Source organism: Luteimonas granuli (genome assembly GCF_007795095.1).
GTDB classification, from domain to species: Bacteria; Pseudomonadota; Gammaproteobacteria; order Xanthomonadales; family Xanthomonadaceae; genus Luteimonas; species Luteimonas granuli.
Genome location: NZ_CP042218.1, coordinates 2,504,032 through 2,529,262, shown reverse-complemented (window position 1 = coordinate 2,529,262; position 25,231 = coordinate 2,504,032). Strand labels below are relative to the sequence as shown.

The following is a 25,231-nucleotide window of genomic DNA, read 5'->3' as shown; positions in this document are numbered from 1 at the left end:
CCCTTCCTCTTCGCTTTCGATGCGGAACGCGCGCACGGCCTCGCCCTGTCCTCGCTCGGGGCGCTGCACCGCCTGCGGCTGCTGCGCCTGCTTGCGGAGCCGCGCCGGTTCCCGACGAAGCTGCTCGGCCTGACCTTCCCCAACCCGGTCGGTCTGGCCGCCGGGCTGGACAAGAACGGCGAATACGTGGACGCGCTGCTGGCGCTGGGCTTCGGTTTCGTCGAGATCGGCACGGTCACGCCGCGGCCGCAGCCCGGCAACCAGAAGCCCCGCATGTTCCGGCTGCCCGAGCACCAGGCGATCATCAACCGCCTGGGCTTCAACAACGACGGCGTCGAGGCGCTGGTGCGCAACGTGGATCGCGCGAAGCGCCGCGGCGACGGCCTGCTGGGCATCAACATCGGGAGGAACAAGGACACTCCCAACGAATCGGCGCACCTCGACTACCTGCTCTGCCTGGAGCGCGTCTACCCGCTGGCCGACTACGTCACGGTCAACATCTCCTCGCCCAACACCGCGGGCCTGCGCGAGCTGCAGGAGGAACAGGCGCTGCGCCGCCTGGTGTCCGAACTGCGCGACGGCCAGGAGCGGCTGGCCGTCCTCCACGGGCGCCGCGTGCCGCTGCTGGTGAAGGTGGCGCCGGACCTCAGCGACGAAGACATCGACGCCGCCGCCCGCGTACTCGGCGACCTGCGCGTGGACGGGGTGATCGCCACCAACACCACGGTCTCGCGCATCGCCGTGCAGGGCCATGAACACGCCCACCAGGCCGGCGGCCTGTCGGGCGAACCGCTGATGAACAAGTCGACCGCGGTGCTGCGGATGCTGCGCACGCGCCTGCCGGCCGACATCCCGCTGATCGGCGTGGGCGGCATCCTTTCGGGCGCCGACGCCGCCAAGAAGATGGCCGCCGGCGCCTCGCTGGTGCAGCTCTACACCGGCCTGGTCTACCGCGGGCCCGGACTGGTGGGCGAATGCGTCGAGGCCATCCGCCGGCGCAAGGAAGCTCCCAGCCGCGGCAACGTTCCCAACCTGTGAGCGCCGCCGCCATCGATGCCGGTTCCGCCGTGCGCTGGACGCCCGCCGCCGACCTCACCGATCGCACCAGCCTGCGCGTGCCCGCGCGCGCGGACTGGCTGGTCGAGGTCGCCGACGCGGACGCGCTGCCCGCGGTGCTCGCCGACCCGCGCATCGAGGGGGACCGACTGCTCGTGCTGGGCGGCGGCAGCAACCTGCTGTTCGCCGCGGATCTCGAGGGCGTGGCGCTGGCCATGACCGGCGACTCGGTCAGCGTGCAGGGGCAAGCGGCCGGTCGCAGCGGAGGCGGCGGCGATGATGGCGATGGCGACATCCTCCTCGTTCGCGCCGAGGCCGGCTGCAGCTGGCACGACTTCGTGCTCCACACGCTGGCGCTGGGCCTGTCCGGGCTGGAGAACCTGTCGCTGATCCCCGGCACGGTCGGCGCCTCTCCCATCCAGAACATCGGCGCCTACGGCGTCGAGCTGGACCGCCGCGTGCATGCGGTCGAGGCCTGGGACCGGCAGGCGGGTGCCCGGGTGCGCCTGGCGGCGGCCGACTGCGGCTTCGCCTACCGCGACAGCCGCTTCAAGCGCGAGCCCGGCCGCTGGATCGTGACCGCGGTGGAGTTCGCGCTGTCGCGCGTGCCGCGACCGGAGCTGGGCTATGCCGGCCTGTCCGACGAACTCGCGGCCATGGGCATCGACGCACCCACGCCGCTGCAGGTGTCCGAAGCAGTCTGTCGCATCCGCCGACGCAAGCTGCCCGACCCCGCCGTCCTCGGCAACGCCGGGAGCTTCTTCAAGAATCCGATCGTGCCGAAGGCTCAGGCCGATGCGCTGCTGGCCGCGGACCCGGGCCTGCCCTGCTTCGATGCCGGCGCGCCCGGCCTGCGCAAGCTGTCCGCGGCCTGGCTGATCGACGCCGCCGGCTGGAGGGGGATACCGCGACGGCGACGCCGGGGTCGCTCCCGGCCATGCGCTGGTCCTGGTCAACCATGGCGGTGCCAGCGGCGAGCAGTTGCTGGCGCTGGCGCGGCGCATCGCCGCCTCGGTGCAGGCGCGCTTCGGCGTCGCGCTGGAGCCGGAGCCGCGCATCGTCGGGGCCGACTGGTGAGCCCGGCCGCGAGCCCGCACGCGCGCGCCGCGCTGCTGATGCTCGGCAGCACCACCTTCTTCGCGGCGATGGCGGTGACCATCCGCCTGGCCTCGGCGGATCTTTCAACTTACGAGATCGCCTTCTTCCGCAATCTCTTCGGCCTGCTGTTCCTGCTGCCCTTCCTGTTCCGGCGCACCTGGCGCCTGCCGCGCACCACCCAGCTGCCGCGCTACCTGCTGCGCTGCGCGATCGGCGTCGCCTCGATGCTCTGCGGCTTCTGGGCGCTGGGGCACCTGCCGATGGCGCAGGCGGTGGCGCTGTCCTACGCGACGCCGCTGTTCGCGACCGTGGCCGCCGTGTTCATCCTCGGCGAGACGGTGCGCCTGCGGCGCTGGTCGGCGGTCGCCGTGGGCCTGGTGGGCGTGCTGGTGATCGTGCGCCCGGGGAGCGCGGAGTTCAGCCTCGGCACGCTGGTGGCGCTGTCCGGCGCCCTGCTCTCGGCCCTGGTCGCGATCCAGATCAAGCAGCTGTCGCGGATCGACGCCGCCGACACCATCGTCTTCTACACCTATGTGTTCTGGGTCCCGATGTCGCTGGTGCCGGCGCTGTTCGCCTGGCAGTGGCCCCAGGGCATCCAGTGGCTGTGGCTGCTGCTGCTCGGCGCCTTCGGCACCGGCGGCCAGCTGCTGTGGACGCGGGCGCTGGAGATCGGCGAGGTCTCGGCGCTGCAGCCCATCAGCTTCATGCAGCTGCCGCTGGTGGCGCTGGCGGCCTGGCTGCTGTTCGGCGAAGCGCCCACGCAATGGACGCTGCTGGGTGCCGGCATCATCCTCGCCGCGAACGCCTACATCGCGCACCGCGAGGTGCAGCTGGCGCGCCGGGCGGCGACGACCGCGCCGGTGGAAGCGGCGAAGCCCGCGGAGTAGCGCGTCCGCGCGCTCAGGCGGCCTGTTCCCTGCGGATGGCGTCGGCCAGGCGCCGGTGGCCGGGCGACAGGGATTCCACGGGCGCGTCCAGCAGCGGCTGCACGTGGGTCTCCCACAGCGCATCGGCCTCCGCGGCCGCCTGGCCCGCTTCGCGCAGGGCGCCCGCGAGCAGCCATGCGGTCTCGGCGGTCTTCAGGTCGCCCTGGCCCGGCGCCGCCAGGCGCCAGGCGAGCAGCTCCCTCAGGGTCCGGATCTCCAGCGCCAGGTCGCCGCTTTCGCGCGCGATCATGGCGCGGATGTCCATGGCCATCTGGGTCGTGGGATGGGCATCGCCCAGGGTCTCGCGCACCGTCGGCAGAACGGTGGCCATCGACGCCAGCGCCTCGTCCGTGCGACCGGCCTGGTGCAGCGTCGCGGGCAGGTTGATGCGCATGAAGAGGGTGTCGGGATGGATCGGACCGAACACCCGTGTCCGCGCCTCGATCACTTCGTCCTGCATGGCCAGTGCCTCGTCGTAGCGCTGCAGCCGGGCCATGATCGTCGCCGCGTTGACCCTGCTGCGCAGCGTCTGCGGGTGGTCGGGCCCGAGCACGCGGACGTTGCCGTCCAGCACGGCCAGCGCCAGTGCCACGGCCTCCCCGGCGCGCCCGGCGTCGGTCAGCATGGCGGCCAGCGTGCCGCGCGACGCCAGGGTGGACGGGTGCTCCAGGCCGCGCTGCTGCACGTCGCCGGCCACCAGTTCCCCCTGCATCGCGACCGCACCGTCGAAATCGCCCGCCTGGACCCGGGCGACCGCCACATTCCTCCTGACGCTGTAGGTCAACGGATGGAGCTCGCCGAACTCCTCGACGTGCACCGGCAGCAGCTGCTCGAACAGGGCTTTCGCCTCCGTGCGCTCGCCCACCCGCGACAGCGCGATCGCGTAGTAGTTGGCGATTTCCAGCGCCACCGGGTGCCGTTCTCCCAGCAGACGGCGGGCCTGCTGCAGCAATGCGTGCAGGCCGTCGCGACGCGCATGCTGGTCGTCCGCCGTCGAGGACACCACCCGATGCATCTCGAAGCCGATGCGCAGCGGATCGTCCTCTGCCAGCGCCGCGAACTCCTGGCCGGCGCCTTCGATCACCGCTCGCGCCTCCCGGAGCTGGTCGCGACCGCCGTTCAGGAGCTGGCTGATCTGCTCGCGGCGCGCGCGCAGCGTCGGCTCCGCACGGGGGCCCAGCAGGCGCGCGCGGAGGTCGGCGACCTCGCCGAAGCCGGCGGCGGCGCTCGTGTAGAGGCCCAGCGACTTGCGCACCTCGGCCACCGATTCGCGGAGGTCCGCGGCAAGCAGCGGCTGGTCGGCGAAGTCCTGGCCGATGGCGTCCTCGGCCCGCCCCAGGATGCTTCCGCCGACCAGTTCGCGCGCCACGTCCACGGTCCCCACCTGGGCGAGCACGCGTTCCAGCGCGTCCTTCTCGCCTGGCGCCGCGCGTTCGACCTGTGCGCGCAGCGAGGTCGCAAGCCGCAGGCCCATGCTTTCGATGTCGATCTCCCCGAGCATGGCGCGCTGGAAACGCGACACCGTCTCGAGCTGCCTGGCGCGCTCCTCGGCCAGCGCCTGCTGGCTGCGCGCCTGGCCCAGGCCGTACAGCGACACGGCCAGGCCGCCCAGCAGCGCCAGCAGCACCACCGCGGCCACGGCCAGGCCACCGCGGTTGCGGCGCACGAACTTGCCCCAGCGGTAGCGCCTGCTGTCCGGGACCGCGCCCAGCGGGCGACCGTCCAGGAACCGCCCGATGTCGTCGACCAGCTCCATTGCCGAGCCGTAGCGCTGCGCGCGATCCGGCGCGGTCGCGCGGGCCACCACCCAGTCGAGATCGCGCTCCAGGACCCTGCGCAGGTCGGCCACGCCCATGCCCATCGCGTCGGCGATCCGCGCCTGGCCGGCGCGCGGCAGCTCCGCCAGCCTGGCGGACGGCCGGAAGGCATGCGCTCCGCCGGCGGCCGGCCGGTGGCCGCACAGCAGCTCGTGCAGCAGCACGCCGAGCGAATAGATGTCGCTGCGGGTATCGATGTCATCGGCGCTGGCGGCCTGCTCGGGGCTCATGTAGACCGGCGTGCCCAGGGCATCGCCGCTGCCGCCGTCCGAGCTTCCCCCCGAGGTGATGGAAGCGATTCCGAAGTCGATGATCTTCGGCAGCGCGCGGCCGTCGATCTTGGCCACCAGGATGTTGCCGGGCTTCAGGTCACGGTGCACCACGCCCTTCTGGTGCGCGTGCTGCACGCCCTCGCAGATGCGCATGAACAGCTTGAGGCGCTCGCGCAGCGGCAGCCGCTCTCCGGCGCAGTAGGCGGTCACCGGAAGGCCGTCGATGAGCTCCATCGCCGAATAGGGGCGGCCGTCGGCGGTGGTGCCGGCGTCGAAGATCTGCGCGATCGCCGGGTGGCGCATCTGCGCCAGCAGCTGGCGTTCGATCTCGAAGTGCACCAGGCGCCGCGTGTCCAGATGGCGTGCACGCAGCAGCTTCAGCGCCACCGTGCGACGCACCGGCTCGTCCTGGCGGGCGACATGGACCTCGCCCATTCCGCCGCGCCCGAGCAGGGACAGCAGCCGGTACGGGCCGATGCGCGCGCCCGCCATCACAGCGGCGTCACCGGCGGTGGTGGCTCCCGCGGCCAGGCCTATCGTCGCCTGTGCGTCTTCTCCGTCATCGACGGGAGTGATCATGCGAACTGGATCGCTTTCATTTCCCCGGCGGCCATGGTAGCGCACGGAACGCACGCCGGCGTTGTCTGTCGAGGGCGTTTCGCGTAGTTTCCCGCCCCTGGGGCGACACACCTATGACCAAACCACCCACCCCGGGGCATCCGGCGATGCCGCGGCTGCACCTTCTGGGTGTCGCCCGTCTGCCGGAACCGGGCACCGGAACGGACCTGCAACTGCAATACCGCAAGGGCTGGGCGTTGCTCGGATACCTGGCGGTGGAGCGTGGGCGACGCCATCCGCGCGAACAGCTGGCCGGGATGCTCTGGCCCAGGCTGGACGCCACGGCCGCGCGCACCAACCTCAGGCAGGTGCTGAGCAACCTGCAGCAGCTGTTCCGCGGGCTCGGCTTTCCGGATCTGATCCGCGCCGACAAGACCACCATCGGCGTGATCCCGGAGGATCCTTCGGCGCTGCTCTTCGACATCGACCTCCTCGACCCCTTGCTCGTGGACGAGGCCGACGTGGTGGAAAGACTGCTCGGGAGCGGAGGCTGGCAGCACCGCGGCCTGTTCCTCGAAGGCGTCTGCGTTCCCGACAGCACCGACTTCGAGGACTGGCTCGGCTTCACCCGCGAACACTTCCTGCGCCGCGAGATCCGGCTGATGTGCGCTCTGCGCGACCGCTTCCGCGACCTCGGAAAGCGCATGGAGGCGATCGAGATCGGCTGGCGCATCGTCAGGATCGACGCCTGGAACGAAAGCCACCATCGGGCGCTGATGCTGCTGCTCTCCGAAGACGGTGCCCCCCATGCCGTCCAGCGCGTCTACACCGATCTGGAGCGCACGCTCCGCATGCACCTGCACTGCGCGCCGAGCCCCGAGACCAGCGAGCTCTACGCCCGGCTGCTGCCCGCGCTCTCCCCCTGACGCGGCGGGCGGCGCCCGGTGCGCGCCGCCCGCGACACAGGGGCCGGCAACTCTCTTACGGTGCCCTTACGCACCTCTTACCCCTCCGCCCCAGGATGCGCACGCGTCGCCCCGCCACGCCGGGGCCCTGCCACCACCCAGGGGAAAATCCAATGCACGCTCGTCGCACCCGCCGCCAGCAGGGCGGTTTCACGCTGGTCGAAATGGCCGTGGTCCTGGTCATCATCGGCGTCATCCTCGGCGCGGTCATGATCGGCCGCGATGTCCAGCGCAACGCCGAATACAACCGCATCAAGCAGAAGTTCGTCGACCAGTGGGTCGTCGCCTACAACAGCTACCACCAGCGCTACGGCGCACCGGTCGGCGACAACCAGGCGGCGCCGCAGCTGATGGTCAACGGCGCGCGCTTCACCACCGGCTTCTCCGGCGGGAACATGGCGGGCGCCACCGAACCCGCGCTGATCTGCTCGGGCACCGATCCGCTGCCAACCGCCACCGGCTTCGCCCGCCAGCGGGAGGGCGCCCAGGGTGCGGACCTGCGCGACATGATGCGCCGCGCCGGCATCACCCTGCCGCCGGGCCGCGGCGAGGGCAAGGAAGACCGCTACGCCTACCTCGACACCAACGGCAACCCGCAGGAAATCCGCGTCTGCTTCGGCTGGAACAAGCCGGGCTCGTTCCATGGCTCGGGCAACTCGATGATCATCACCGGCCTGACGCCCGACCTCGCGCGCGCGCTCGACCAGATGATCGACGGCCAGGCCGACGCCGCCAACGGCGCCTTCAGGCAGTACGGCATCGCCACCCGTCCGACGACCGCCGCTGGCGGCGCGACCTCGGCCCAGGCGATCGGTGCCGAGTGGGGCGGCAACAACACCGGCTCGTTCACCGCGGGCGTGACCGACGACGAGACCTTCGGCACCGCCACCGACGATGACCAGGTGATGACGCTGGTCGCCAACTACAAGATGAACCAGTAGGCCGTCGCCGATGAAACCCTCCGCCGTGCTCAGGCGCCTGCGGGACTCGCGCCGCACATCGCTGCTGTTGTTCGCCACCACCCTGGGTGCGCTCGTGCTGTCGGCGGCCTGGTTCGTCAACGCGCGATCGGGACTGGCGGAGGCCTACGAGCGGCTCGGCACCGCCAACCAGGTGCTGTCCGAGGCGCGGATCCGCGAGCAGGAAGCGCGGCTCCGCGTCGACTACGCGAAATCGTCGCAGGAACTCCTGGCGTCGGCCCGTTCCCACGGGCTGGCGCCGGGTGCCTGGGGCGAGCGCCTGATCAACCTCCGCCAGAGCCAGATGAGCCGCGAGGAGGCGCTGCCGCTGCTGGCCACGATGCAGCGCACGCACGAGCGGATGTTCGGCGCCGAGTCCTTCGAGGTCTCGGTCACGCATCCCGACGAGGGCCTGTTCGATCCGCCCGACGCCCCCGACCGGCGGCCCGCGCCGCTGACCCTGACCCTGCGCGGCAGCCTCCTCTTCCAGACCGCCGGATACGCCGGCGGCCCCCTCCAGTCCGAACAGGCGGGTGCGCCATGAGCCTGCTCCACGTCATCCAGCAGCACGGGCGCTGGCTGGTCTTCGACGGCCAGAACCTCTCCCGCAGCGACTCCCGCCCGCGCCTGCAGCGCGCCGCGGTCGTGGTCAGCGACTTCGAGGGTGCGGTCAGCAACGTCATCTCGCTCGAGGGCAGTCCCGCGCACGCGGTCGCCCTGATCGAGAAGCGCCTGCGCTCCGACGGCCTGATCGACAGCGAAAGCAAGATCCTGATCCACAGGACCCGCAACATGGCCGGCGGCTACCAGACGCTGTTCACCGCCGTGCCGCTGGACCTGTGGCAGCAGACCTACGCCTGGGCGGAGGCGCAGCCCGACCACTGCCTGCTGGTCCCCTTCACCTCGCTGCTGCTGAAGTCGCTCACGCCGGGCCAGGGCCTGGTGCTGCAATCCGGCCGCCAGATCAGCGTGCTGGCGATGCTCAAGCACGAGATGGTCTACCGCACCTCGCTCGCCTACAGCGACCACCCGGAGGACCTGGCGATGACGGTCGGCGCGCTCGCCGAGCAGTTCGCCGAGGACCTGGGCAGCGGCGAGGACAATCTCGATCCCCTGTCGATGCAATGGTGCCCGGTGCTGGTCGCACGCCCCGAGGAGGGCGCGGCGTGGGGGGACGATGCCCTGCGCGAGATCTTCTCCGCACGCAGCGGACTGGCGGTCACGACCGTGCCGCTGCGCCGCGTGGTCGACGAGGAGGGCCGCGAGTACCGCAGCGGCATCGCCTGGATCGACGCGAACGCCGGTCCGGCGGTCGCCGTCAACCCTGCGATCAGCCGCCTGGCCTGGTTCGCCGAATGGGCCTTGCCGGTCGCCAGCGCGGCATCGCTGGTGTTCGCGATCGCGCTCGCCACGCTTGGCGCACGCTGGACCATCAGTGGCAGCGAGGCCAACGCACGCGCGACCCAGCTTCGCGGCGACATCGCCGCGACCGAGGAACGGATCGAGTCGCTGCGCGCCGACGAGGCGATCCCCGACGGCTTCCAGGCCACCATCGACTTCCTCGAACGCGCAGCGCGGCTGCAGTCCGGCGTCGACCCGACCGCCAGCCTCGCGCAGGTGCGCGATGCCTCGGGCGGCGAGGTGAGGATCCTGCGGGTGCGCCTCGAGGAGCCGGTCCAGGCGGACCCGCGGGGCGCTCCCGTCGCACCGCAGCCGCAACAGCCGGAGGACGGATACGTCCTGCGCGTCGACGGCGTGGTCGATCCGTACCGCGGCACGCCGGGAATGCAGGTGGCCAACTTCGTCGAGCGCCTGCGCCGGGCGGGCTTCGACCCGCAGCCGGTCGATCCGCAGGGCGGCGGCGGCAACCGCTCGGGCGGCGACTTCTTCTCCTATCTGCTCAAGAGCCCGGTCGCCACGCAGGGGGGCAGCCATGAAGATGAAGTTCCTCGCGATGATCGCACTCGCGGTCTGGCTCGCGGTCACCGGCTGGCTGGCGACGATGGTGATCGCCAAACCGGCGATCCTGCACCTGGGCCACGACGCCGAGGAGACCGCGTCCATGGCCGAGCTGCGGGCCGCGATCGAGCGCAACCGGCAGGCGCAGGAACGCACCGCGTCGCTGCGGCGCGCCAGCTTCGTCGACGGCGGGCGGCCCCTGCTCGCCCTGCCCTCCGCGGCTCCCACCGCCGACACCGGCGCATGGCAGGCGGCACGGGCCCAGGGCACCGGTTACACGGGCGAACCCGCCCCGCTCGAGGTCTCGATGGTGCTGGTCGCGGACGGCCGTCGCCTGGCCATCATCGACGGTCAGCGCGTCCGTGCGGGATCGCGCCTGGCGGACGGCTCGCGGGTGCGCGCCATCGGCGCCGGCCGGGTGCGCATCGAGCGCCCGGACGGCGAGCTCGTCGAGCGGCAGGTGCAGTCCCCTTACCTGTCGCAGAGCACGGGAGCGCGGCCGTGAACCCGGGCTACCGGCCCTTCGCCTGGACTGCGGCCGCGATCGCGGTTGGCGTCGCGGCGGTGCTGGTGCTCCGCAGCCTGGGCGGGGCCGAGGTGCCACCCCCGCCTCCGGAGGCTTTGGCCGCTGCGCCCGCGATCGCGGACGAGCCGGCCGTGGCCCCGCCGCCGCCCGCGATGGCGCCCGCGCCCTGGGAGCAGGGGCAGGCCCCGATGTCCCCGGGGTCCGCCATCAGTGCATTCGCAGCGCCCGGGAACGGGGCTGCGACCGTCACGAACCCCGCCGAAGCGGCCGCGTCCATCGCGACCATCCGCGAGCAGTCGCAGCGCAACGTCGCGATGGTCGACAACCTGTTGCGCGAACTCGACGCGCTCGAGAAATCCGGCCAGGCCTCGCCGGACATGCGGCTCGATGCCCTGCGCGACAACCTGAAGATCGCGCGCCGCGCGCAGGCCCTCGCGCTCGAGCTGGCCGAGTCCACCCAGCAGCCCGACAGCCCGGCACGCCAGAAGCGGACCAGCGAGATCGTGGCCGAACTGCAGGCGCTGCAGGGGAAACTGCGCTACGACCTGGTCCCGGCCGGCCTGCCCGTGGCGGAACGGACGCCGTGACATGGGCGGCCTGTCACACCGTCCTCCATCCACTCCACGCCGCGACGCAGGCTTCACCCTGGTCGAACTCGCGGTGGTGGTCGGCGTGCTCGGACTGCTGGCCATGACCATGACCTCCGCGTTCGAGGGCATGGGACAGGCCCGGCAGCACAACGCCGCCCGCGCGCATGCGGAGTCCGCGCGCCAGGCGCTGCGCGCCTTCGCCATCCGCAACAAGCGGCTGCCCTGCCCCGACACCTCGCCCTTCGGCGACCTTGGCCGCGAGGCCGGCGGCACCTCGACCTGCTCCGGCACCGCGAACACCGGCTGGCTGCCCTATGAATCGCTCGGCCTGGACACGCCGGTGCGTGCATCGCGCCTGCGCTACGGCGTCTACCGCGGCAGCGCGGCGTCGGACCTGGTCGCGCCGCAGCCGACCTCGGTCGATGCGCCGGACCTGGAGGGCAGCGGCGGGCTCGTCGCCGCGCTGGCACAGGGCGCGAAGGCCGCACCGTCCACCCTCCAGCCCCACTACGCCACCGCGGGAGTCGAATCCCACTGCGGCCTCATCGGCTCGACCTTCGCCAATCCTGCCTTCGTCCTGGTCGCGCCCGTGGCGGACCGCGACGGCCAGGGCGGCAACCACCCGCAGTTCGATGGCGTCCACCGCGAGTTCGCGGACGGCTCCGACCGTTGCGTCGCCCACCCCGGCTACCCCGGCGACGCCGCGTTCGACGACATCGTCGTGGCCGAAAGCCATACCACCCTGCTCGGCTGGGTGATGACGGTCGTCCGATGACCGCCGTCGCTCCGCTCCGATCCTGCATCCACTCAAGGCATTGAACCCATGACCACCAACGCCACCCCTGTCCGCCCGCGCCACTGGCCGACCGCCGCGCGCGTACTCGTCGGCGCGATGGGCGCCCTGTCGCTGGCCGCCTGCGCCGGCATGCCGCCGCGCAGCGTCAAGGACGTCCCGCCCACCGAGCACGCCGCACTGGAACGCACCGGCACCTCGATCATCGAGGAGTCGGCGAAGCTTGCCGCGCAGCAGGACCGCCTGCGCCAGGAGATCGAGCGCTCCCTGCGCGCCACGCCCGTCGTCGAGCCGCTGGCACCGGCCCACGACCCGCTGGAGGACAGCGTGGTCAGCATCAGCATGTTCAACGCCGATGTCGGCCAGCTGCTGTGGGCGCTGGCCGACGAGCTGGACATGAACCTCATCGTCGACCCGCGCGTGCTGGAGCAGCGGCAGCGCACCAGCCTGCACCTGCGCAACGTCAGCGCGCGCGAGGTCTACAACCACATCCTCGATGCCTTCGACCTGCACGGCGAGACCCGCGGCGGCGCGCTGGTGGTCGGGCAGATGAGCGAGCGCATCTTCAACATCGACCTGCTGAACTCCAGCACTTCGATCGACCTGTCGACCGGCGGCGACGTGTTCGGCGCCGGCATGCAGAGCGGCGGTGGTGGCGGCGGGCAGTCGCTGCGCGGCACCCTGACCATGTCCGGCGCGGTCGGCAAGGACAACGACCCCTACAAGCAGCTGGACGCGGCGCTGCAGGTGATCCTGGGCACCGACCAGGCCGTGCCCGTGGCACGGGGCCCGGACGACCCGCCGCCGCCCGAGCAGGGCCGCTACAGCCTCGACGCCGGCTCGGGCACGCTGTTCGTGCGCGCCCGGCCGTCGCAGGTCCGCGCGGTGGAGGAGCTGGTCTCGCACACCACGCAGAAGATGCGCCGCCAGGTGCTTGTGGAGGCGCAGATCCTGGACGTCTCGCTCAACGACGGCTCGAGCTATGGCGTCGACTGGAACGTGCTGCGCAACCGCGTGGCGGGCATCTACGGCAGCAACCCGGCCACCATCGTTCCGGACGCGGAGACACCGCTGGGTTACCGCCACCACGACGCGGACAACCCGCCGAAGTACGATTTCTTCCCGCGACTGGGCGACCAGCCCCGCTCGATCGTGTTCCCGAACCAGACCCTGGGTTCCGCCGCCGGGCGCGCGCTTGGCCTGAGCTACGTCACCGACAGCTTCTCGGCCGCGCTCAACGCGCTGCGCACCTTCGGCAACGTCAAGGTGCTGTCCAACCCGAGCGTGCGCGTGCGCAACGGCAGCCCGGCCTACCTGAGCGTGGGTTCGAACATCCGCTACGTCACCAAGTCCACCACCAACTTCTCCAACTCCGGCGGCGGCGGCTTCAACACCTCGTCGGACATCCAGACCGACTCGCTGTTCTCCGGCGTGGTGATCGGCGTCGCGCCGATGATCCACGACAACGGTTCGGTGGAGCTGCTGGTGCATCCGATGCAGACCGAGGTCGAGCCGGGCAGCCTGGCGCTGCAGGAGTTCCCCAACGGCAACGCGGTCACCCTGCCGGTGATCAACGTCAAGGGCATCACCACCACGCTCAACCTGCGCGACGGCGACACCGTGATGCTGGGCGGCCTGATCGACCAGAAGGGATCGACCAGCGACAGCGGCATCCCCGGCCTGTCCGACGTTCCCGGCCTGGGGCGGCTGTTCGGTTCGCGCGGCAAGTCGCACGAGACCCGCGAGCTGGTGCTGGTGCTGCGGGTGCGGGTGATATGAGCCTGGTCTACGACGCGCTGAAGCAGCAGGGCGACCCGGCACTGCCGGGCCGGCCGGCGCCGCGCGCGTCGTGGTGGGCGCGGCAGTCGCCGCGCCGGCGCGAAGGGCTGCTGCTGGCCGCCGGCGCGGTGCTCGCCGCACCGCTGGCGTTCCTTGCGGCGTCCGCGCTGAGCCGGCCGGAGTCGACGCCGGCGTCCACAGCCATCGGATCGACACCGCCGGCATCCACCGGCATCGAACCGGCGCCGCCGGCTGTCGCGGCAGCAGCGGCCCCTGCCGTCACCGGCGGCGCCCCCGAAGCCGGTGCCACCGCCCCGGCGTACGACCACGATGCCGGTGCCATGGCTCCCCCTGCGGACGTGCCGACGGCAACGGCCGCCGGACAGCAGGTGGCGGAGGCCGGGGAGCCCACTCCGCAGGACACCGTGCCTGAGGCGGCTCCGGACGCACCCGGATCGCAGCTGGTGCCGGCCGCCGCGCCCCATGCCGCGACCGGGCCGGCCCTCCCGGCGCAGTCTGCGCCGTCCGCACCGTCCGCGGCACCGATCAACATCAAGGTCGAACAGCGCGCCAGCGCACGTGCGCAGGGTACGGGAGGCAACGAGGTGGACGTCCGGCATTCGGTGCGGGCGATCGAAGCGGCCGTCGCCGCCGGCGACTTCGACGCCGCGCGCCAGGCACTGGCCTCCCTGGAGTCGATGCTCCACGCCGACAGCCTGACCCTGCTGCGCATGCGCGCCTGGGTGGCTCACGGCAGCGAGGACATGGCCGCGGCCGAACAGCTCTACCGCCGGATCGCCGAACGGGTGCCCGACGACATCAACGCCGGCGTCAACATCGCTCTGCTGGACGCACGCCGCGGCGACGTCGCCGATGCCCGCAGCCGGCTGCGGCGGCTTTCGAACCGCCATTCGCGCTCGCCGCAGGTCGCGCGGGCACTCGCGGAACTGGACGCACTGCCGCAATGAACCCGACGCTCGCCAGCCACCTGCGGACCCTCGGCCTTGCGCGCGCGCCGTTCCCGCCGACGCCGGATGCGGCCGCGTGGTTCCAGACCACGCAGCTCGAGGGGGCCCTGTTCGAGGCCGCGCACTGCCTGCGCACGCGCGCGGGCTTCGTCCTGCTGACCGGCGAGGTCGGCACCGGCAAGAGCACCTTCCTGCGCCGCCTGCTGCATGCGCTCGAAGGCGACGGCGTGGCCACGTCCATGGTCTTCAACACCTTCCTGCAGGGCGCCGACCTGCTGGCGGCGGTGCTGCGCGACTTCGGACTGGAGACCGGTCACAGCCCGGCCGCCGACATCGAGACGCTCAACCGCTTCCTGGTCGAGCGCTGGCAGGAACAGACCACCTGCGTGCTGGTGATCGACGACGCCCAGAACCTGACGCTCGAGAGCCTGGAACTGCTGCGGCTCCTGACCAACCTCGAGAGCGGACAGGAGAAGCTGCTGCAGATCGTGCTCTCGGGCCAGCCCGAGTTGCGCGAGAACCTGGATCAGCCCCGGATCCGCCAGCTGACCAGCCGTATCTGCAAGCACGTCCATCTCGAAGCCCTGGACGCGCATGAGGTCGGTCGCTACGTCGAATTCCGCCTGGCCGCCGCCGGCAATCCGGAGCCGGGCATCGTGCTCGCCCCCGAGGCCGCGTCGGCCCTGCACCGTGCCAGCGGAGGCAACGCCCGCCGCATCCACCTGATCATGGACCGCTGCCTGTACGGCCTTTACGGGCGCGAACCCGGGCAGCGGACCATCGACGCGACCCTGGTCCGGACCGCCGCGACCGAGGCCGGCGCCAGGCCCTTGCGCCGCCATCCGCGCCTGCCGCTGGCGCTGGCGGCCTCGCTGTGCGGCGTGCTGCTCGCATCCTCGTTCGCAGTCGCGCTCGCCCTGCGCAGCGCGGACTCGCATGCGGGAGGCGGTGCCGCCGCCCTGCCTCCGAGCGCCCACGCGGCCGCGACCGCATCGACCGCCAGGGCCATCGGTCCGGCAGCGCCCGCGATCCCGGCCGCACCCGGCGACGTCCAGTGGGACGACTGCCTGCGGCGCCTGCAGGACGCGCCGGCCCGGCTCCAGCGCGTCTCCGACGCCTGGCTCGAGCACGTGCCCTCGCGGGACGGCCTGTGCCTGCGCCGCCAGGACGACCACTGGCTGGCCGGGTGGCGCACCGGTCTTGTACCGGAAGACTTCCTCGCCGACGGCGGCGACCGCCAACGCATCCTCGACGTGCAGACGCTGCTGGCCGCGCAGGGCCTGTACGACGGCGCTCTCGACGGCCTGTACGGACCGCGGATGCGCGCCGCGATCAGCCGCTTCCAGAGCCGGCGCGGACTCGCCGCGGGCGGCGCACCCGACGCCGCGACCCTGTACCTGTTCGACACCCTCCTCGCCGCCGGCCCCGTCGCCGGCGGGCCCGAAGTTCCGGAACCCTCTCGCCATGTCCACGACTGAAGCCGCCCTTCCCCGCACGCCGCCGCACGCCGCCCCGGAGGGAGGCGGCGCGCGCCTGGGCGAGCGGATGCTCGACCGCGGCATGATCGACGCCACCCAGCTGCAGTACGCGCTGCAGAAGAACGAGGTCGAGAAGCAGCGCCTGGGCCGCATCCTGATCCGGCACGGCCTGGCCAACGAATCGGACATCGTGCAGACGCTGGCCGAGATGAACGGCATCGACTTCGTGCAGGTCGACACCCTGCCGCAGGCCGATCCGCAGGTGCTGGCGATGTTCAACCGCGAGCTCTGCCAGCTGCGCCAGTTCCTGCCGCTGCGCCGCACGGGCGATGCGCTCGAGGTGCTGCTGGGCGACGCCGACACCGCCGCGGTGCAGCAACTGGTGCTGCAGCGCTGCGGCCTGCGCTGCCGCTTCGTGCAGGGCGAGTACGGCAAGGTCGCGCGCCTGATCCGCCACACCTACTACTTCGCCCAGAACCCGGTCGAAAGCCTGCTCGAGCGCGAGATCAAGCGCCTCTCGGTCGACAACGACCACGCCTACAGCCCGGAGAAGCTGCTCGACTACCTGCTGCACTACGCCGTGCGCGAGCGCACCACGGACATCCACATCGCGCCGTCCGACGACAGCCTGCACGTCCTGTTCCGCGTCGACGGCGTGCTGCGGCCGATGTTCGCGATGCCCAACAGCCTCCATCGCCTGCTCGGCTACATCAAGCTGGAGGCTGAGATGGACATCTCCGAGCAGCGCCGGCCGCAGGACGGCAGCTTCCGCGCCACGGTGCTGGACTCGGCGCTGACCGTGCGCGTGTCCACGATCATCACCGACGCCGGCGAGCGCACCGTGCTGCGACTGCTGCCCGAGCACAGCGACCTGGCCGGCCTGAAGGAGCTGGGCTTCTTCCCCGAGGACGTGGTGGTGCTCGAGCGCCTGTTCGCGAAGCCCGCGGGCCTGGTGCTGATCACCGGCCCCACCGGCTCGGGCAAGAGCTCGTCGCTGCATGCGGCGCTGCGCATGCAGTCGCTGATCGAGCGCAACGTGCTGACGGTGGAGGATCCGATCGAGTACCGCGTTCCCGGCGCCGGCCAGACCGAGGTCAACCGCCGCGCCGGCTACGAGTTCGGCTCCGCCCTGCGCCACTTCCTGCGCCACGACCCCGACGTGATCCTGCTCGGCGAGATGCGCGACGCGGAAACCGCGCAGGCGGCGCTGGAGGCCGCGGCCACCGGCCACCTCGTGCTCTCCACCCTGCACGTGACCACGGTGTTCGGCGTGGTGCCGCGCCTGCGGCCGCTGGGCATCGAGGCCCAGGTGATCGCCGACAACCTGCTGGCCGTCGTCAACCAGCGCCTGGTGCGCCAGAACTGTCCCTTCTGTTCGGTGGAGGTGCCTTTCACCGACAAGGAGATCGCCTGGCTGGGCGTTGCACCGGGCGCCCGGGGCAAGCGCGGCGCCGGGTGCGAGCGCTGCCGCGGCAGCAGCTTCTACGGCCGTCTGCCGGTGTACGACATCATGCTGGTGGACGAGGCCCTGGCCAACGGCATCGCCGACGACGCGGGCCGCGAGGCGCTGCGCAACCTGGCCATGGGCGCCGGCTTCCGCGGCATCGAGGACGTGGCGAAGGCGCGCGTGATCGCGGGCCAGACCACCAGCGAGGAAATCATGCGCGTCGCCGGCGTGGGGCCCGCGCCGTGAACGTCTACTACTACCGGCTGCTGCTCTCCAGCGGCCGCGTGCGCAGCGGCGTCGCCCAGCTCTCGGTGGAGCGCGACTCCTCGGCGCGCATGTGGCTGGAGAAGAACTTCGACGCCGTGGTGCTGTCGCTGTACCGGCTTCCGGGCTGGCTGGCAGAGACCCAGCGCTCGATCTCGCACCTGGTCAAGCCCAGCATCCGCCCGCTGGAGCTGGCCGGCATGCTGCGCGACCTCGGAGTGATGACCAGCAGCGGCATCCCGGTGATGGAGGCCCTGCGCGCGGTCGCCAACGAGATCGGCGAGGGGCGCACTACCAACGCCGCCAAGCTCGCGCGGCGCCTGATCGAGGAACTCGACGCCGGCGCCTCGCTGAGCGACGCGTTCTCGCGCTATCCCGACTCGTTCCCGGAAACGGTGCGCAACCTCGTCATGATCGGCGACGAGACCGGCACCATGGACAAGATGCTGATGGAGTCCGCGGACCACATCGAGCGCATCGCCAAGATGACCGCAGACACCCGCCAGGCGCTGATCTACCCGGCCTTCGTGTTCTCGGCGATCTTCGCCGCCGGAGGCTTCTGGATCTACTACGTGATCCCGAACCTGGCGGACCTTTTCAAACAGATGAACGCCAAGCTGCCGCCGCTGACCATCGCGGTGATGACCAGCTCGGAGTGGCTGATCGCGCACATCGGCCTGATCCTCGGTGGCCTGGTCCTCGCGGCCTTCGCGACCTGGGTGACCTGGCGCTACAGCCGCGCGTTCCGGCGCACGGTGCACTACACCCTGCACCGCCTGCCGATCGCGAAGACGATCATGTTCTCGTCCGGACTGGCCTTCTTCACCGAATACATGTCGCTGCTGGTCAAGGCCGGCGTGGACATGGTCAGCAGCCTGCAGGTGATGGAGCGGGCGATGCAGGACGAGTACTACCGCGACCGCATCATCGCCATCCGCCAGGTGCTCGAGCGCGGCGACCGCGTGTCCTCGGCCATGCGCCAGGTCGGCGGGTTCCCCTCGATGATGGTGCGCATGATCGGCGTCGGCGAGGAGACCGGCACGCTCGACTCGCAGTTCGCCCGCCTCTCGGCCGAGTACAGCGTGCGCCTGCAGCGGCTGATCACCAACCTCTCGGAAATCATCAAGCCGGTGGTCGTGCTCCTGGCCGGCGGCATGTTCGTGTTCCTGATCGTCGCCCTGCTGCTTCCGGTCTACGACCTGGTCCAGCAGGCGATCACGTCGCCGCAGTTCTGAGGATCCATCGATGCAACGCTCGCTCCGCCATCCCCCAAGGCCCGCGCACGGATTCACCATCCTCGAGATGTCCGTGGTGCTGGTGGTCATCGCACTGATCCTCGGTGCGGTCTCGGTCGGCCGCGACGTCTACCGCAGCGCCGTGGCCGAGCGCATCGGCAGCGAGTTCGTGCAGGGGTGGATGATCGCGTATGACCGGTACGTGCAGCAGACCGGCGCAGTGCCGCTGGACGACATGGCCAATCCCAGCGGTCGCGTCCGCGGCGAGCTCGGACGTGAACTGTGCAGGGACGACTTGCGCGACGAGATGCTCCGACGCGGTGTTTCCCTGCCCCAGGGCCGCGCCGAGGGCCTGGAGACGCGCTACGTCTACCAGGACAGCCGGGGCAACCCGCAGGAACTCGAGATCTGCTTCATCAACCTCGGCGACTGGGCGGAACCTGCTCCGGGCACCGCCTATGTGGGGCGTGCCAGGAACGTGATGCGGCTGACCGGCATGACCCCGGAGCTGGCCAACCAGCTCGACGTCCGCATCGACGGCCGCATCGACGCGCGCTTCGGCCGCATGCGCGAGCTGAACCGCCACAGCGACCTCGGCGCGATCAGCAGTCCACCCGCCCCGAACCCGTGGAGCCTCACCGACGTCGACAACTACGCCGGCGGCACGAACCAGGATGCCCAGGTCGCGGTGATGACCGGCTACATCCGGATGAACCAGTGAGCCCCATCCGTCCCACCTCCCCGCCTGCACAGGACTTTCCGTCATGAGCATGCAGAACCCGTCTCCGGACATCCCTGTCTTCGCTGCCATCCGCCCTGCCGGCCGGCGCCAGCGCGGCTTCGGCCTCGTCCAGGTGATGCTGATCCTCGTGCTCGTCGGCGGCGCACTCGCCGCGGGCGCGATGCTGCTGCAGTCCAAGCGCCCCGTGCAGCAGGCGGTCACCCAGGAGCAGACCCTGCGCTGGGCCGACGAGGCCGTCGCCGCGTTCGCCGCGAGCAACGCGCGGCTGCCCTGTCCGTCCCCGACCGTGCACGGCGAAGAGGACTGCACCGGCGTCAACGCCCAGGGCTGGCTGCCGCTCCGCACGCTGCTGGGCGCGTCGGGCACGGGCCCGCAGATCGGACCGGTCGCCTACATGGTCTACCGGGGCGGCGCGTCCGCGCACCTGGACCTGACGCGCCCCGGGAACGCCTACCAGCCGCCGCTGATCGACGGCAGCCCGCGCGAGATCATCACCAAGGACAAGGACGGCAAAGAGACCGGCCGCCGCCGGTTCGCGGCGGTCAACGGGCTGGACCTGTGCCGTTCGCTGGAGCTGGCCGAGGCCGCGGGTCTCGACTCCGCCCTGGCGAGGATCACGAACCAGGCCCACGTCCCCCGCAACGTGGCCTACGGCATCGCGGCGGCCGGCTCCCACGCCGGCTCCACGCGGCTGGACGATGCCAACGCAGGTGCCGGACAGACCATGGAAGCGCCGTGGCGCCAGTGGGATTCGGGATACGACGACCGCGTCCGCGTGCGGACGTTCGACAGGCTCGGCCAGGCGCTGGGATGCCGGCTGCTGGCGGGGGGCAGCGGCCCGTCCTCTGGCTCTCCGTACAACGTTTCGCTGGCGGGCATGGACGTTCTGGCCGCCGCCGTGACCCTGCATGATGCGCTGGCACTGCTGCAGGCCAGCAACGTCGACGCGACCGAAGCGGCGGTACAGGGTGCGGTCAAGGCGCAGATCTCGCTGATCTTCAAACTGGTCACCACTGCGGCCAGCCTCTCCGACCAGATCACTACGCTCGTCACGTCAGCCACCAACCTCACCCGCTCTATCGCCACCTGTATCGCCTCTTTGGGCGCCATGTGCTGGGAGGTGCCGCTGAAGGCCGCCGCCGTGGTCACGTCCATCGTCGGACTGGGCACCAAAGGCGTGACCCTGGCGGCCAAGGCGGCATCGCTGCCATTCGTCGCGTTGGCGCTGGACGCGTCGGTCAAGGCACGCGACCTGGCGCGCCGGGCCGATACGGGCAAGGTGCCCCAGGATCTGGATGAAGCCCGCTCGCAGCTGAAATGCACGCTCTATGCGGAGGAGTGCGACGAGGACACGCAGAAGGACGTTGTTTACAAGCGTGACGACAGCGGCAATCCGGTGCCGAAGAAGGATGAGTACGGGAACCCGCTGTATGACGCCCACGGAAACCCGCTGTACGAGATCGAATCCGAAATCGTGATCCCGCGCATTGGCCTGGACAAGCAGACCCAGATCGCCAAGGCCGAGTGGGACAAAATGCAGTACCAGGTCGACAAGCTCGAGTACTACCGCCTGGCACCATGGGGTGTGGCCTCGCGGGCAGCCATGGACTCCAACGGCGAACCGGTGCGGGATGACAACGGCTTGCCCACCTACGAACTCGTCGAAATCGAGAGCCTGGGCAAGGACGGCAGTTTGCGCTCGCAGATCCAGGAGCGCATCCATCCCCAGCGAACCTGCGGCATCGGCGACAACAGCACCAACTGGGAAGACTGTGACAAGCCCCGCTATCGCAAGCGGGTCGAGGAATGGGTGTGCGAACCGGCAGGATCCGGCGGCGGCCTGTACGACGACGACTGTGTGGAAGTCGGCACCCGCACCGAGACGGTCGAAGGCAAGGAGGTGGTCCTGAACAACGGAACACAGGACCGCGTACTGAAGGTCAGCTACGCATTCGATTGGGACGTGGCCACCGCCGACGCCGTCGCGCGCCGCAAGAAGGTGGAGGAATGGGTCGACTCCAACCGGCGCGAGCAGGAACTGGCCAAGGAGATCAAACAGTTCGAGGACAACATCGACACCTGGTTCAAGGGCGACGACTCCATCCTCGCCAAGATGCTGACCCAGCTCGACGACAAGGACCACTGCCAAGGCAGGGGGCGGGGGAATCCCGATGATCCGCTAGCCAACCTGCCCGCGGGCGACAAGGGAGCGGCAGCAGTGTATCAATGCCCGCAACGCCGTCAGATACATCGAAACCTGTGAGAAGCCGGTGGTGGTGACCGAATGCACCTTCGTGGGCCGCGATGGCGGCCGTTACTCGGACAGCGCATGCACCGACCGGAACGGAACACCGAAGGACTACGTCTGGCGGGAGACCAGCAGCGGCCATTACGAAACCGATCGCAACGAACGGGCTACCTGCAAGCCAAACATGGAGGGCCGCCTCGCGGAGCTGAAACGACGGAAAGCCGGGATTGCGGACAGCCGGGCTGCGGCCAAGGCCGCCTACGACGCACTGCCCTCGCCCTGGGTCGCCTACCCCTCTCCGGCACAGCCCTACTCGGGCGAGCACGATTACGACTGGTTCCAGTGGGCCATCGAGACCACCGAGGACGCGGACGGTAACCCCGTCAAGTACGAGTGGGTGCGTAGCACTTTCAAGGACAACTACACCTACGCCTGCAAGGAGCTGGTCAACCGGCCGATCCTGGTACCGGGCGACCCCAAGGCCACGCCGCCCACCGAGGACACATGGAAGGACAACTGGGTGGAAGAGGACAGCACCTGCCAAGGGACACGCAGCCTGCCGTGGTATGCCCGCGAACCCTACGGCGCGTCCGCACGCGATTCGTCGCCGCTGCTGGTCACTGACAGAACCCGCTTCCTCGGCGAAACCCTGCAACTCAACGAACTCATTTCCCAGCGCTTCTGCAAATACTTCAGCGGGCGGCACTGGAACGGAAGCGGCTGGTGGTGGCCTGACCGCAACAGTCTGGACTGGTGGGGCAACGACGCCTACCCGATGGGTCTCTACTGCCAGCGCTATCCGTACAGCCGCGCTTTCGAGGACTGGCAGCGCGCCAAGGCGGGCGCCGAGAACGCGAGGAAGAACTACGTCGATACCAAGGCGCAGTTCGACAAGCTGGAGGAAGAGCTGAGGAACATGGATGCCGGTGGCGCCTCCGGTGGCGGCCCCACCACCCAGATGAGCTTCGGCGCCGAAGCCACGCTGGAACACGCCGACAGCCGCGGCTCCACCGGTCCACAGTCGCCGGTGCAGCCATGAACCTGAGGCGTGATCGCCAGCGCGGATTCTCTCTGGTGGAGCTGGCCGTGGCGCTGTCCATCGCCGCGCTGCTCGGCGTACTTGCCTTCAGCCTGCTTCCACTGGGCAACCAAGTGCTGGACGCCGACCGGCAGCAGCAGGAACTGGCGCGGGCCGAGCAGGCGCTGCTGGGCCACATGCGCAGCCATGGCCACCTGCCCAGCGCAGATGTCAATGGCGATGGCCGTGCCGATGGCGCCACTGTCGGCTGGCTCCCGGTGTCCGATCTGGGCCTGCCGTCACGCATGCGGCTGCATTACCAGGTCGAACCGGGCCTGATCAGCGGCCTGCCGGACGACCTGTTCGACCCTGTGCTGCCACCGTCCGACCAGCCTTCCGCCGTCGGCAACGGGCTGGACCTGTGCATGCGCCTGCTGCTCAACCAGCGCGTCGGAATCACCACGGCGGGACTGGGCCTCCCCGTGGCCTACTATCTCGGTCATTCGGGGGTGGCCGGGCACCGCCTCATCGAAGCGGGTGCGCAATGGCAGCCGACGGCACAGTCGCTGCCGGGTTCGGCCGATGCTCCCACGGCCCTGGCCACCGTCGCCGCCGGCCCGGGCGAACTGGCCGCGCGGCTGTCCTGCCCGGACCGGCTGGCCCGCGCGCAGGGCAGCGCACAGGCCACCTATGCCGCGCACAGCGCCCTGCGCATGACCGAGTTCAACCGCAGGTTCCGCGAGTTCGACATCCTCATTGCCCAGACCATCCGCGACCAGGCCAAGGCCGGCCGCGACCTGGCTGCCTACGCCCTGGCGGAGTCCATCACCAACCAGGCCATCGCCATCACCATGCTTGCCTCGGGCTGGCCGCCCGATGGCGCCACGATGACAGCCGGCGCCAAGCAGTTGGCCAAGTCGGTGCTGTCCATTGCACAGGCCATCAAGGGCCTGGTCGACGCGCAGGCCACTTACGACGATGCCCTTTCGGGAGTGGCCGACGCCGAGCACCGGCACAAATTGGTCACCACGTTTCGCGACCGGGTGCGGGCGCTCCACGAAAATGCCCGCGACACCACCATCGCCCTGGACCGGGCCGGACTGGCTCCATGACCATGTTTTCCGCTTCCCGACACAACCCGCATCCGGACTCACGCGGCTTTTCGCTGATCGAACTGACCGTCTCCCTGGTCATCCTCGGCATCATCGGCATCCTGCTCATCCGCTGGCTCGGAGTCATGTCCGAAGAGCGCGTCCAGGTTGTCCAGCGCGACATGCTGCAGCGCGCCGATGACGCGGTGATGGGCTTCGCCACCAGCCACTCGCGCCTGCCCTGCCCGGACACCGACGACGATGGCCGCGAGGACTGCGGTGGTGGCGAGGTCGGCAAGCTGCCCTACCTGACCGTGGGCCTGCCTGATGCCCGCGCCGGCCGCATGCGCTATGGCGTGCTGCGTCGGAACGGGGATAGCGCCGTGATCGAACGATGGGACATGGCCAGCCAGCGCGTAACCCCCCAGCCCACGGTGCTGGATGCCGATCTGGCCGCTCTCCCCGACCAGGCCATGCCGATGCAGGTCACCGCCAACGGCGCGGAGAGCTTCGTCATCAGCAGGGTGGAAGCGTGGGACCACTGCAGCCACCTGGACTGCGCCGCCCTGCCGCGGCTCAACCACAACAGCATGGATTTCTGCGATGCCATCCGCAACGCGAATCTGCTGCCGACTAGCGATGACCATGTGCACACCCGCCGTCAGGACGACGTCCTGCGCAACGCGGGCAACGTCGCCTATGCGCTGGCGATCACCGACCAGCTCTCGCCTACGCACGACGCCGGTTCGCCGGCGTTCCAGTCGCCGCGCCGCCCCGGTTCCGGCGACTACCGGGACAAGGTTCTCGCCGTCGGCATCGACCAGCTCTGGACCCGCCTGCGCTGCGGCGAACACTATGCGCCTGCGCTCTACGCCCACGCCAACGTGGCCATGGCCGCCCGCTTGACGACGCCGACCATGCACAACCACAAGACCCAGCTGGACATCATGGTGGAACTGGGCCGGGCCGAAAGCATGAACGCGACCGTGGCGATCATCGACGCCAGCGCCGAACTCATCAACACCACCGCCAACACCCTGGACACCATCGCCGAGATCTTCGATACCTACGGCGGCTGGAACTGGCGCGCTGCCATCGCCGCCGGCAGCATCGGTACCGCCGTAGGCAGCACCATCGCCGCCGGCATCGCCAAAGGCTCGGCGGACACCTATTGGCACACCGCACAGGGTCATCGCGACAGCTTCGCCGCGCAGTTCCCTTCGGAGGCGGAGAGGCTGGAGAAGGAGCTTGTCACCAACGCTCGTCGCGCCGATATGCTGGGAGGGTTTCCTGATCCGGAGGTCCGCAGCGCCGCCATGGGGTTCCACTATTCCGGCCCCGCGAGCGCGCCGGCCACACCATGATTCCCGGCCGCTGGAACCCGCTCCGTCACCGGGCCAGCGGTCACAGCCGGCACGCGGGAGAGCCTGCTATCTTTCCGC

17 protein-coding genes and 2 pseudogenes are annotated in these 25,231 nt (G+C 70.5%); 18 read left to right on the top strand and 1 reads right to left on the bottom strand.

Annotation, left to right across the window (positions count from 1 at the left end; translation table 11 throughout):
- Window positions 1-39 precede the first annotated feature (39 nt).
- The 3 genes and pseudogenes from FPZ22_RS11750 to FPZ22_RS11740 all read left to right on the top strand — a co-directional run.
- Window positions 40-1,038, top strand: a pseudogene (locus tag FPZ22_RS11750) (quinone-dependent dihydroorotate dehydrogenase); the annotation flags it as partial.
- Window positions 975-2,133: pseudogene (gene murB / locus FPZ22_RS11745) on the top strand (UDP-N-acetylmuramate dehydrogenase). The pseudogenes FPZ22_RS11750 and murB, both read left to right, overlap by 64 nt.
- Before the next feature lie 38 nt (window positions 2,134-2,171).
- Entirely contained in the window at window positions 2,172-3,041 is an 870-nt protein-coding gene (locus tag FPZ22_RS11740) for a DMT family transporter (protein WP_144894165.1), read from the top strand.
- Window positions 3,042-3,054: 13 nt separating this feature from the next.
- Here FPZ22_RS11740 and FPZ22_RS11735 read toward each other — a convergent pair whose 3' ends face one another.
- Window positions 3,055-5,748, bottom strand: a complete 2,694-nt coding sequence (locus FPZ22_RS11735; RefSeq protein WP_144893181.1) for a serine/threonine-protein kinase — start codon at window positions 5,746-5,748, stop codon at window positions 3,055-3,057.
- 113 nt (window positions 5,749-5,861) lie between these two features.
- Here FPZ22_RS11735 and FPZ22_RS11730 point away from each other — a divergent pair, with 113 nt between their 5' ends.
- The 15 genes from FPZ22_RS11730 (at window position 5,862) to FPZ22_RS11655 (ending at window position 25,153) form a co-directional block, all read left to right on the top strand.
- On the top strand, window positions 5,862-6,653 hold the full coding sequence (locus FPZ22_RS11730; protein WP_144893179.1) for an AfsR/SARP family transcriptional regulator: 792 nt from the start codon (window positions 5,862-5,864) through the stop codon (window positions 6,651-6,653).
- Between the two features lie 152 nt (window positions 6,654-6,805).
- Window positions 6,806-7,633 carry a type II secretion system protein gene (locus FPZ22_RS11725; RefSeq protein WP_144893177.1) on the top strand — a complete coding sequence of 276 codons (828 nt, stop codon included), beginning with the start codon at window positions 6,806-6,808 and terminating at the stop codon, window positions 7,631-7,633.
- Between the two features lie 10 nt (window positions 7,634-7,643).
- Window positions 7,644-8,195, top strand: coding sequence for a hypothetical protein (locus FPZ22_RS11720; protein ID WP_144893175.1), 552 nt, complete (start codon window positions 7,644-7,646; stop codon window positions 8,193-8,195).
- Window positions 8,192-10,723 carry a hypothetical protein gene (locus FPZ22_RS11715; protein WP_144893173.1) on the top strand — a complete coding sequence of 844 codons (2,532 nt, stop codon included), beginning with the start codon at window positions 8,192-8,194 and terminating at the stop codon, window positions 10,721-10,723. Before FPZ22_RS11720 ends, FPZ22_RS11715 begins: the two co-directional genes overlap by 4 nt.
- Window position 10,724: 1 nt before the next feature.
- Entirely contained in the window at window positions 10,725-11,501 is a 777-nt protein-coding gene (locus FPZ22_RS11710) for a type II secretion system protein (protein WP_144893171.1), read from the top strand.
- 48 nt (window positions 11,502-11,549) lie between these two features.
- Entirely contained in the window at window positions 11,550-13,298 is a 1,749-nt protein-coding gene (mshL, locus tag FPZ22_RS11705; RefSeq protein WP_210412668.1) for a pilus (MSHA type) biogenesis protein MshL, read from the top strand.
- On the top strand, window positions 13,295-14,266 hold the full coding sequence (locus tag FPZ22_RS11700; RefSeq protein ID WP_144893169.1) for a tetratricopeptide repeat protein: 972 nt from the start codon (window positions 13,295-13,297) through the stop codon (window positions 14,264-14,266). The genes mshL and FPZ22_RS11700 overlap by 4 nt, the downstream gene beginning before the upstream one ends.
- A complete protein-coding gene (locus tag FPZ22_RS13695) occupies window positions 14,263-15,744 on the top strand; it encodes an ExeA family protein (RefSeq protein WP_168198996.1) in 1,482 nt (493 codons plus the stop codon). Before FPZ22_RS11700 ends, FPZ22_RS13695 begins: the two co-directional genes overlap by 4 nt.
- Complete coding sequence (locus FPZ22_RS11685; RefSeq protein WP_210412667.1) at window positions 15,731-17,437, top strand: GspE/PulE family protein; 1,707 nt, start codon at window positions 15,731-15,733, stop codon at window positions 17,435-17,437. The genes FPZ22_RS13695 and FPZ22_RS11685 overlap by 14 nt, the downstream gene beginning before the upstream one ends.
- The gene (locus FPZ22_RS11680) at window positions 17,434-18,690 is read left to right on the top strand and encodes a type II secretion system F family protein (protein ID WP_144893167.1); all 1,257 of its coding nucleotides are present in this window, start codon (window positions 17,434-17,436) and stop codon (window positions 18,688-18,690) included. The genes FPZ22_RS11685 and FPZ22_RS11680 overlap by 4 nt, the downstream gene beginning before the upstream one ends.
- 10 nt (window positions 18,691-18,700) lie before the next feature.
- Complete coding sequence (locus FPZ22_RS11675) at window positions 18,701-19,411, top strand: type II secretion system protein (protein ID WP_144893165.1); 711 nt, start codon at window positions 18,701-18,703, stop codon at window positions 19,409-19,411.
- Window positions 19,412-19,454: 43 nt separating this feature from the next.
- Window positions 19,455-21,695, top strand: a complete 2,241-nt coding sequence (locus FPZ22_RS11670) for a type IV pilus modification PilV family protein (RefSeq protein ID WP_144893163.1) — start codon at window positions 19,455-19,457, stop codon at window positions 21,693-21,695.
- A 7-nt stretch (window positions 21,696-21,702) separates the two neighbouring features.
- Window positions 21,703-22,719 carry a hypothetical protein gene (locus FPZ22_RS11665; RefSeq protein WP_210412666.1) on the top strand — a complete coding sequence of 339 codons (1,017 nt, stop codon included), beginning with the start codon at window positions 21,703-21,705 and terminating at the stop codon, window positions 22,717-22,719.
- Window positions 22,716-23,810, top strand: a complete 1,095-nt coding sequence (locus FPZ22_RS11660) for a PulJ/GspJ family protein (RefSeq protein ID WP_144893159.1) — start codon at window positions 22,716-22,718, stop codon at window positions 23,808-23,810. The genes FPZ22_RS11665 and FPZ22_RS11660 overlap by 4 nt, the downstream gene beginning before the upstream one ends.
- Window positions 23,807-25,153, top strand: a complete 1,347-nt coding sequence (locus FPZ22_RS11655; protein ID WP_168198995.1) for a prepilin-type N-terminal cleavage/methylation domain-containing protein — start codon at window positions 23,807-23,809, stop codon at window positions 25,151-25,153. The genes FPZ22_RS11660 and FPZ22_RS11655 overlap by 4 nt, the downstream gene beginning before the upstream one ends.
- The last annotated feature ends 78 nt before the right edge of the window (window positions 25,154-25,231 follow it).

Coding starts and splice junctions, on each gene's coding strand:
- FPZ22_RS11740 (WP_144894165.1), top strand. CDS start 2,172: ATGCTCGGCAGCACCACCTTCTTCGCGGCGATGGCGGTGACCATCCGC.
- FPZ22_RS11735 (WP_144893181.1), bottom strand. CDS start 5,748: ATGATCACTCCCGTCGATGACGGAGAAGACGCACAGGCGACGATAGGC.
- FPZ22_RS11730 (WP_144893179.1), top strand. CDS start 5,862: ATGACCAAACCACCCACCCCGGGGCATCCGGCGATGCCGCGGCTGCAC.
- FPZ22_RS11725 (WP_144893177.1), top strand. CDS start 6,806: ATGCACGCTCGTCGCACCCGCCGCCAGCAGGGCGGTTTCACGCTGGTC.
- FPZ22_RS11720 (WP_144893175.1), top strand. CDS start 7,644: ATGAAACCCTCCGCCGTGCTCAGGCGCCTGCGGGACTCGCGCCGCACA.
- FPZ22_RS11715 (WP_144893173.1), top strand. CDS start 8,192: ATGAGCCTGCTCCACGTCATCCAGCAGCACGGGCGCTGGCTGGTCTTC.
- FPZ22_RS11710 (WP_144893171.1), top strand. CDS start 10,725: ATGGGCGGCCTGTCACACCGTCCTCCATCCACTCCACGCCGCGACGCA.
- mshL (WP_210412668.1), top strand. CDS start 11,550: ATGACCACCAACGCCACCCCTGTCCGCCCGCGCCACTGGCCGACCGCC.
- FPZ22_RS11700 (WP_144893169.1), top strand. CDS start 13,295: ATGAGCCTGGTCTACGACGCGCTGAAGCAGCAGGGCGACCCGGCACTG.
- FPZ22_RS13695 (WP_168198996.1), top strand. CDS start 14,263: ATGAACCCGACGCTCGCCAGCCACCTGCGGACCCTCGGCCTTGCGCGC.
- FPZ22_RS11685 (WP_210412667.1), top strand. CDS start 15,731: ATGTCCACGACTGAAGCCGCCCTTCCCCGCACGCCGCCGCACGCCGCC.
- FPZ22_RS11675 (WP_144893165.1), top strand. CDS start 18,701: ATGCAACGCTCGCTCCGCCATCCCCCAAGGCCCGCGCACGGATTCACC.
- FPZ22_RS11670 (WP_144893163.1), top strand. CDS start 19,455: ATGAGCATGCAGAACCCGTCTCCGGACATCCCTGTCTTCGCTGCCATC.
- FPZ22_RS11660 (WP_144893159.1), top strand. CDS start 22,716: ATGAACCTGAGGCGTGATCGCCAGCGCGGATTCTCTCTGGTGGAGCTG.
- FPZ22_RS11655 (WP_168198995.1), top strand. CDS start 23,807: ATGACCATGTTTTCCGCTTCCCGACACAACCCGCATCCGGACTCACGC.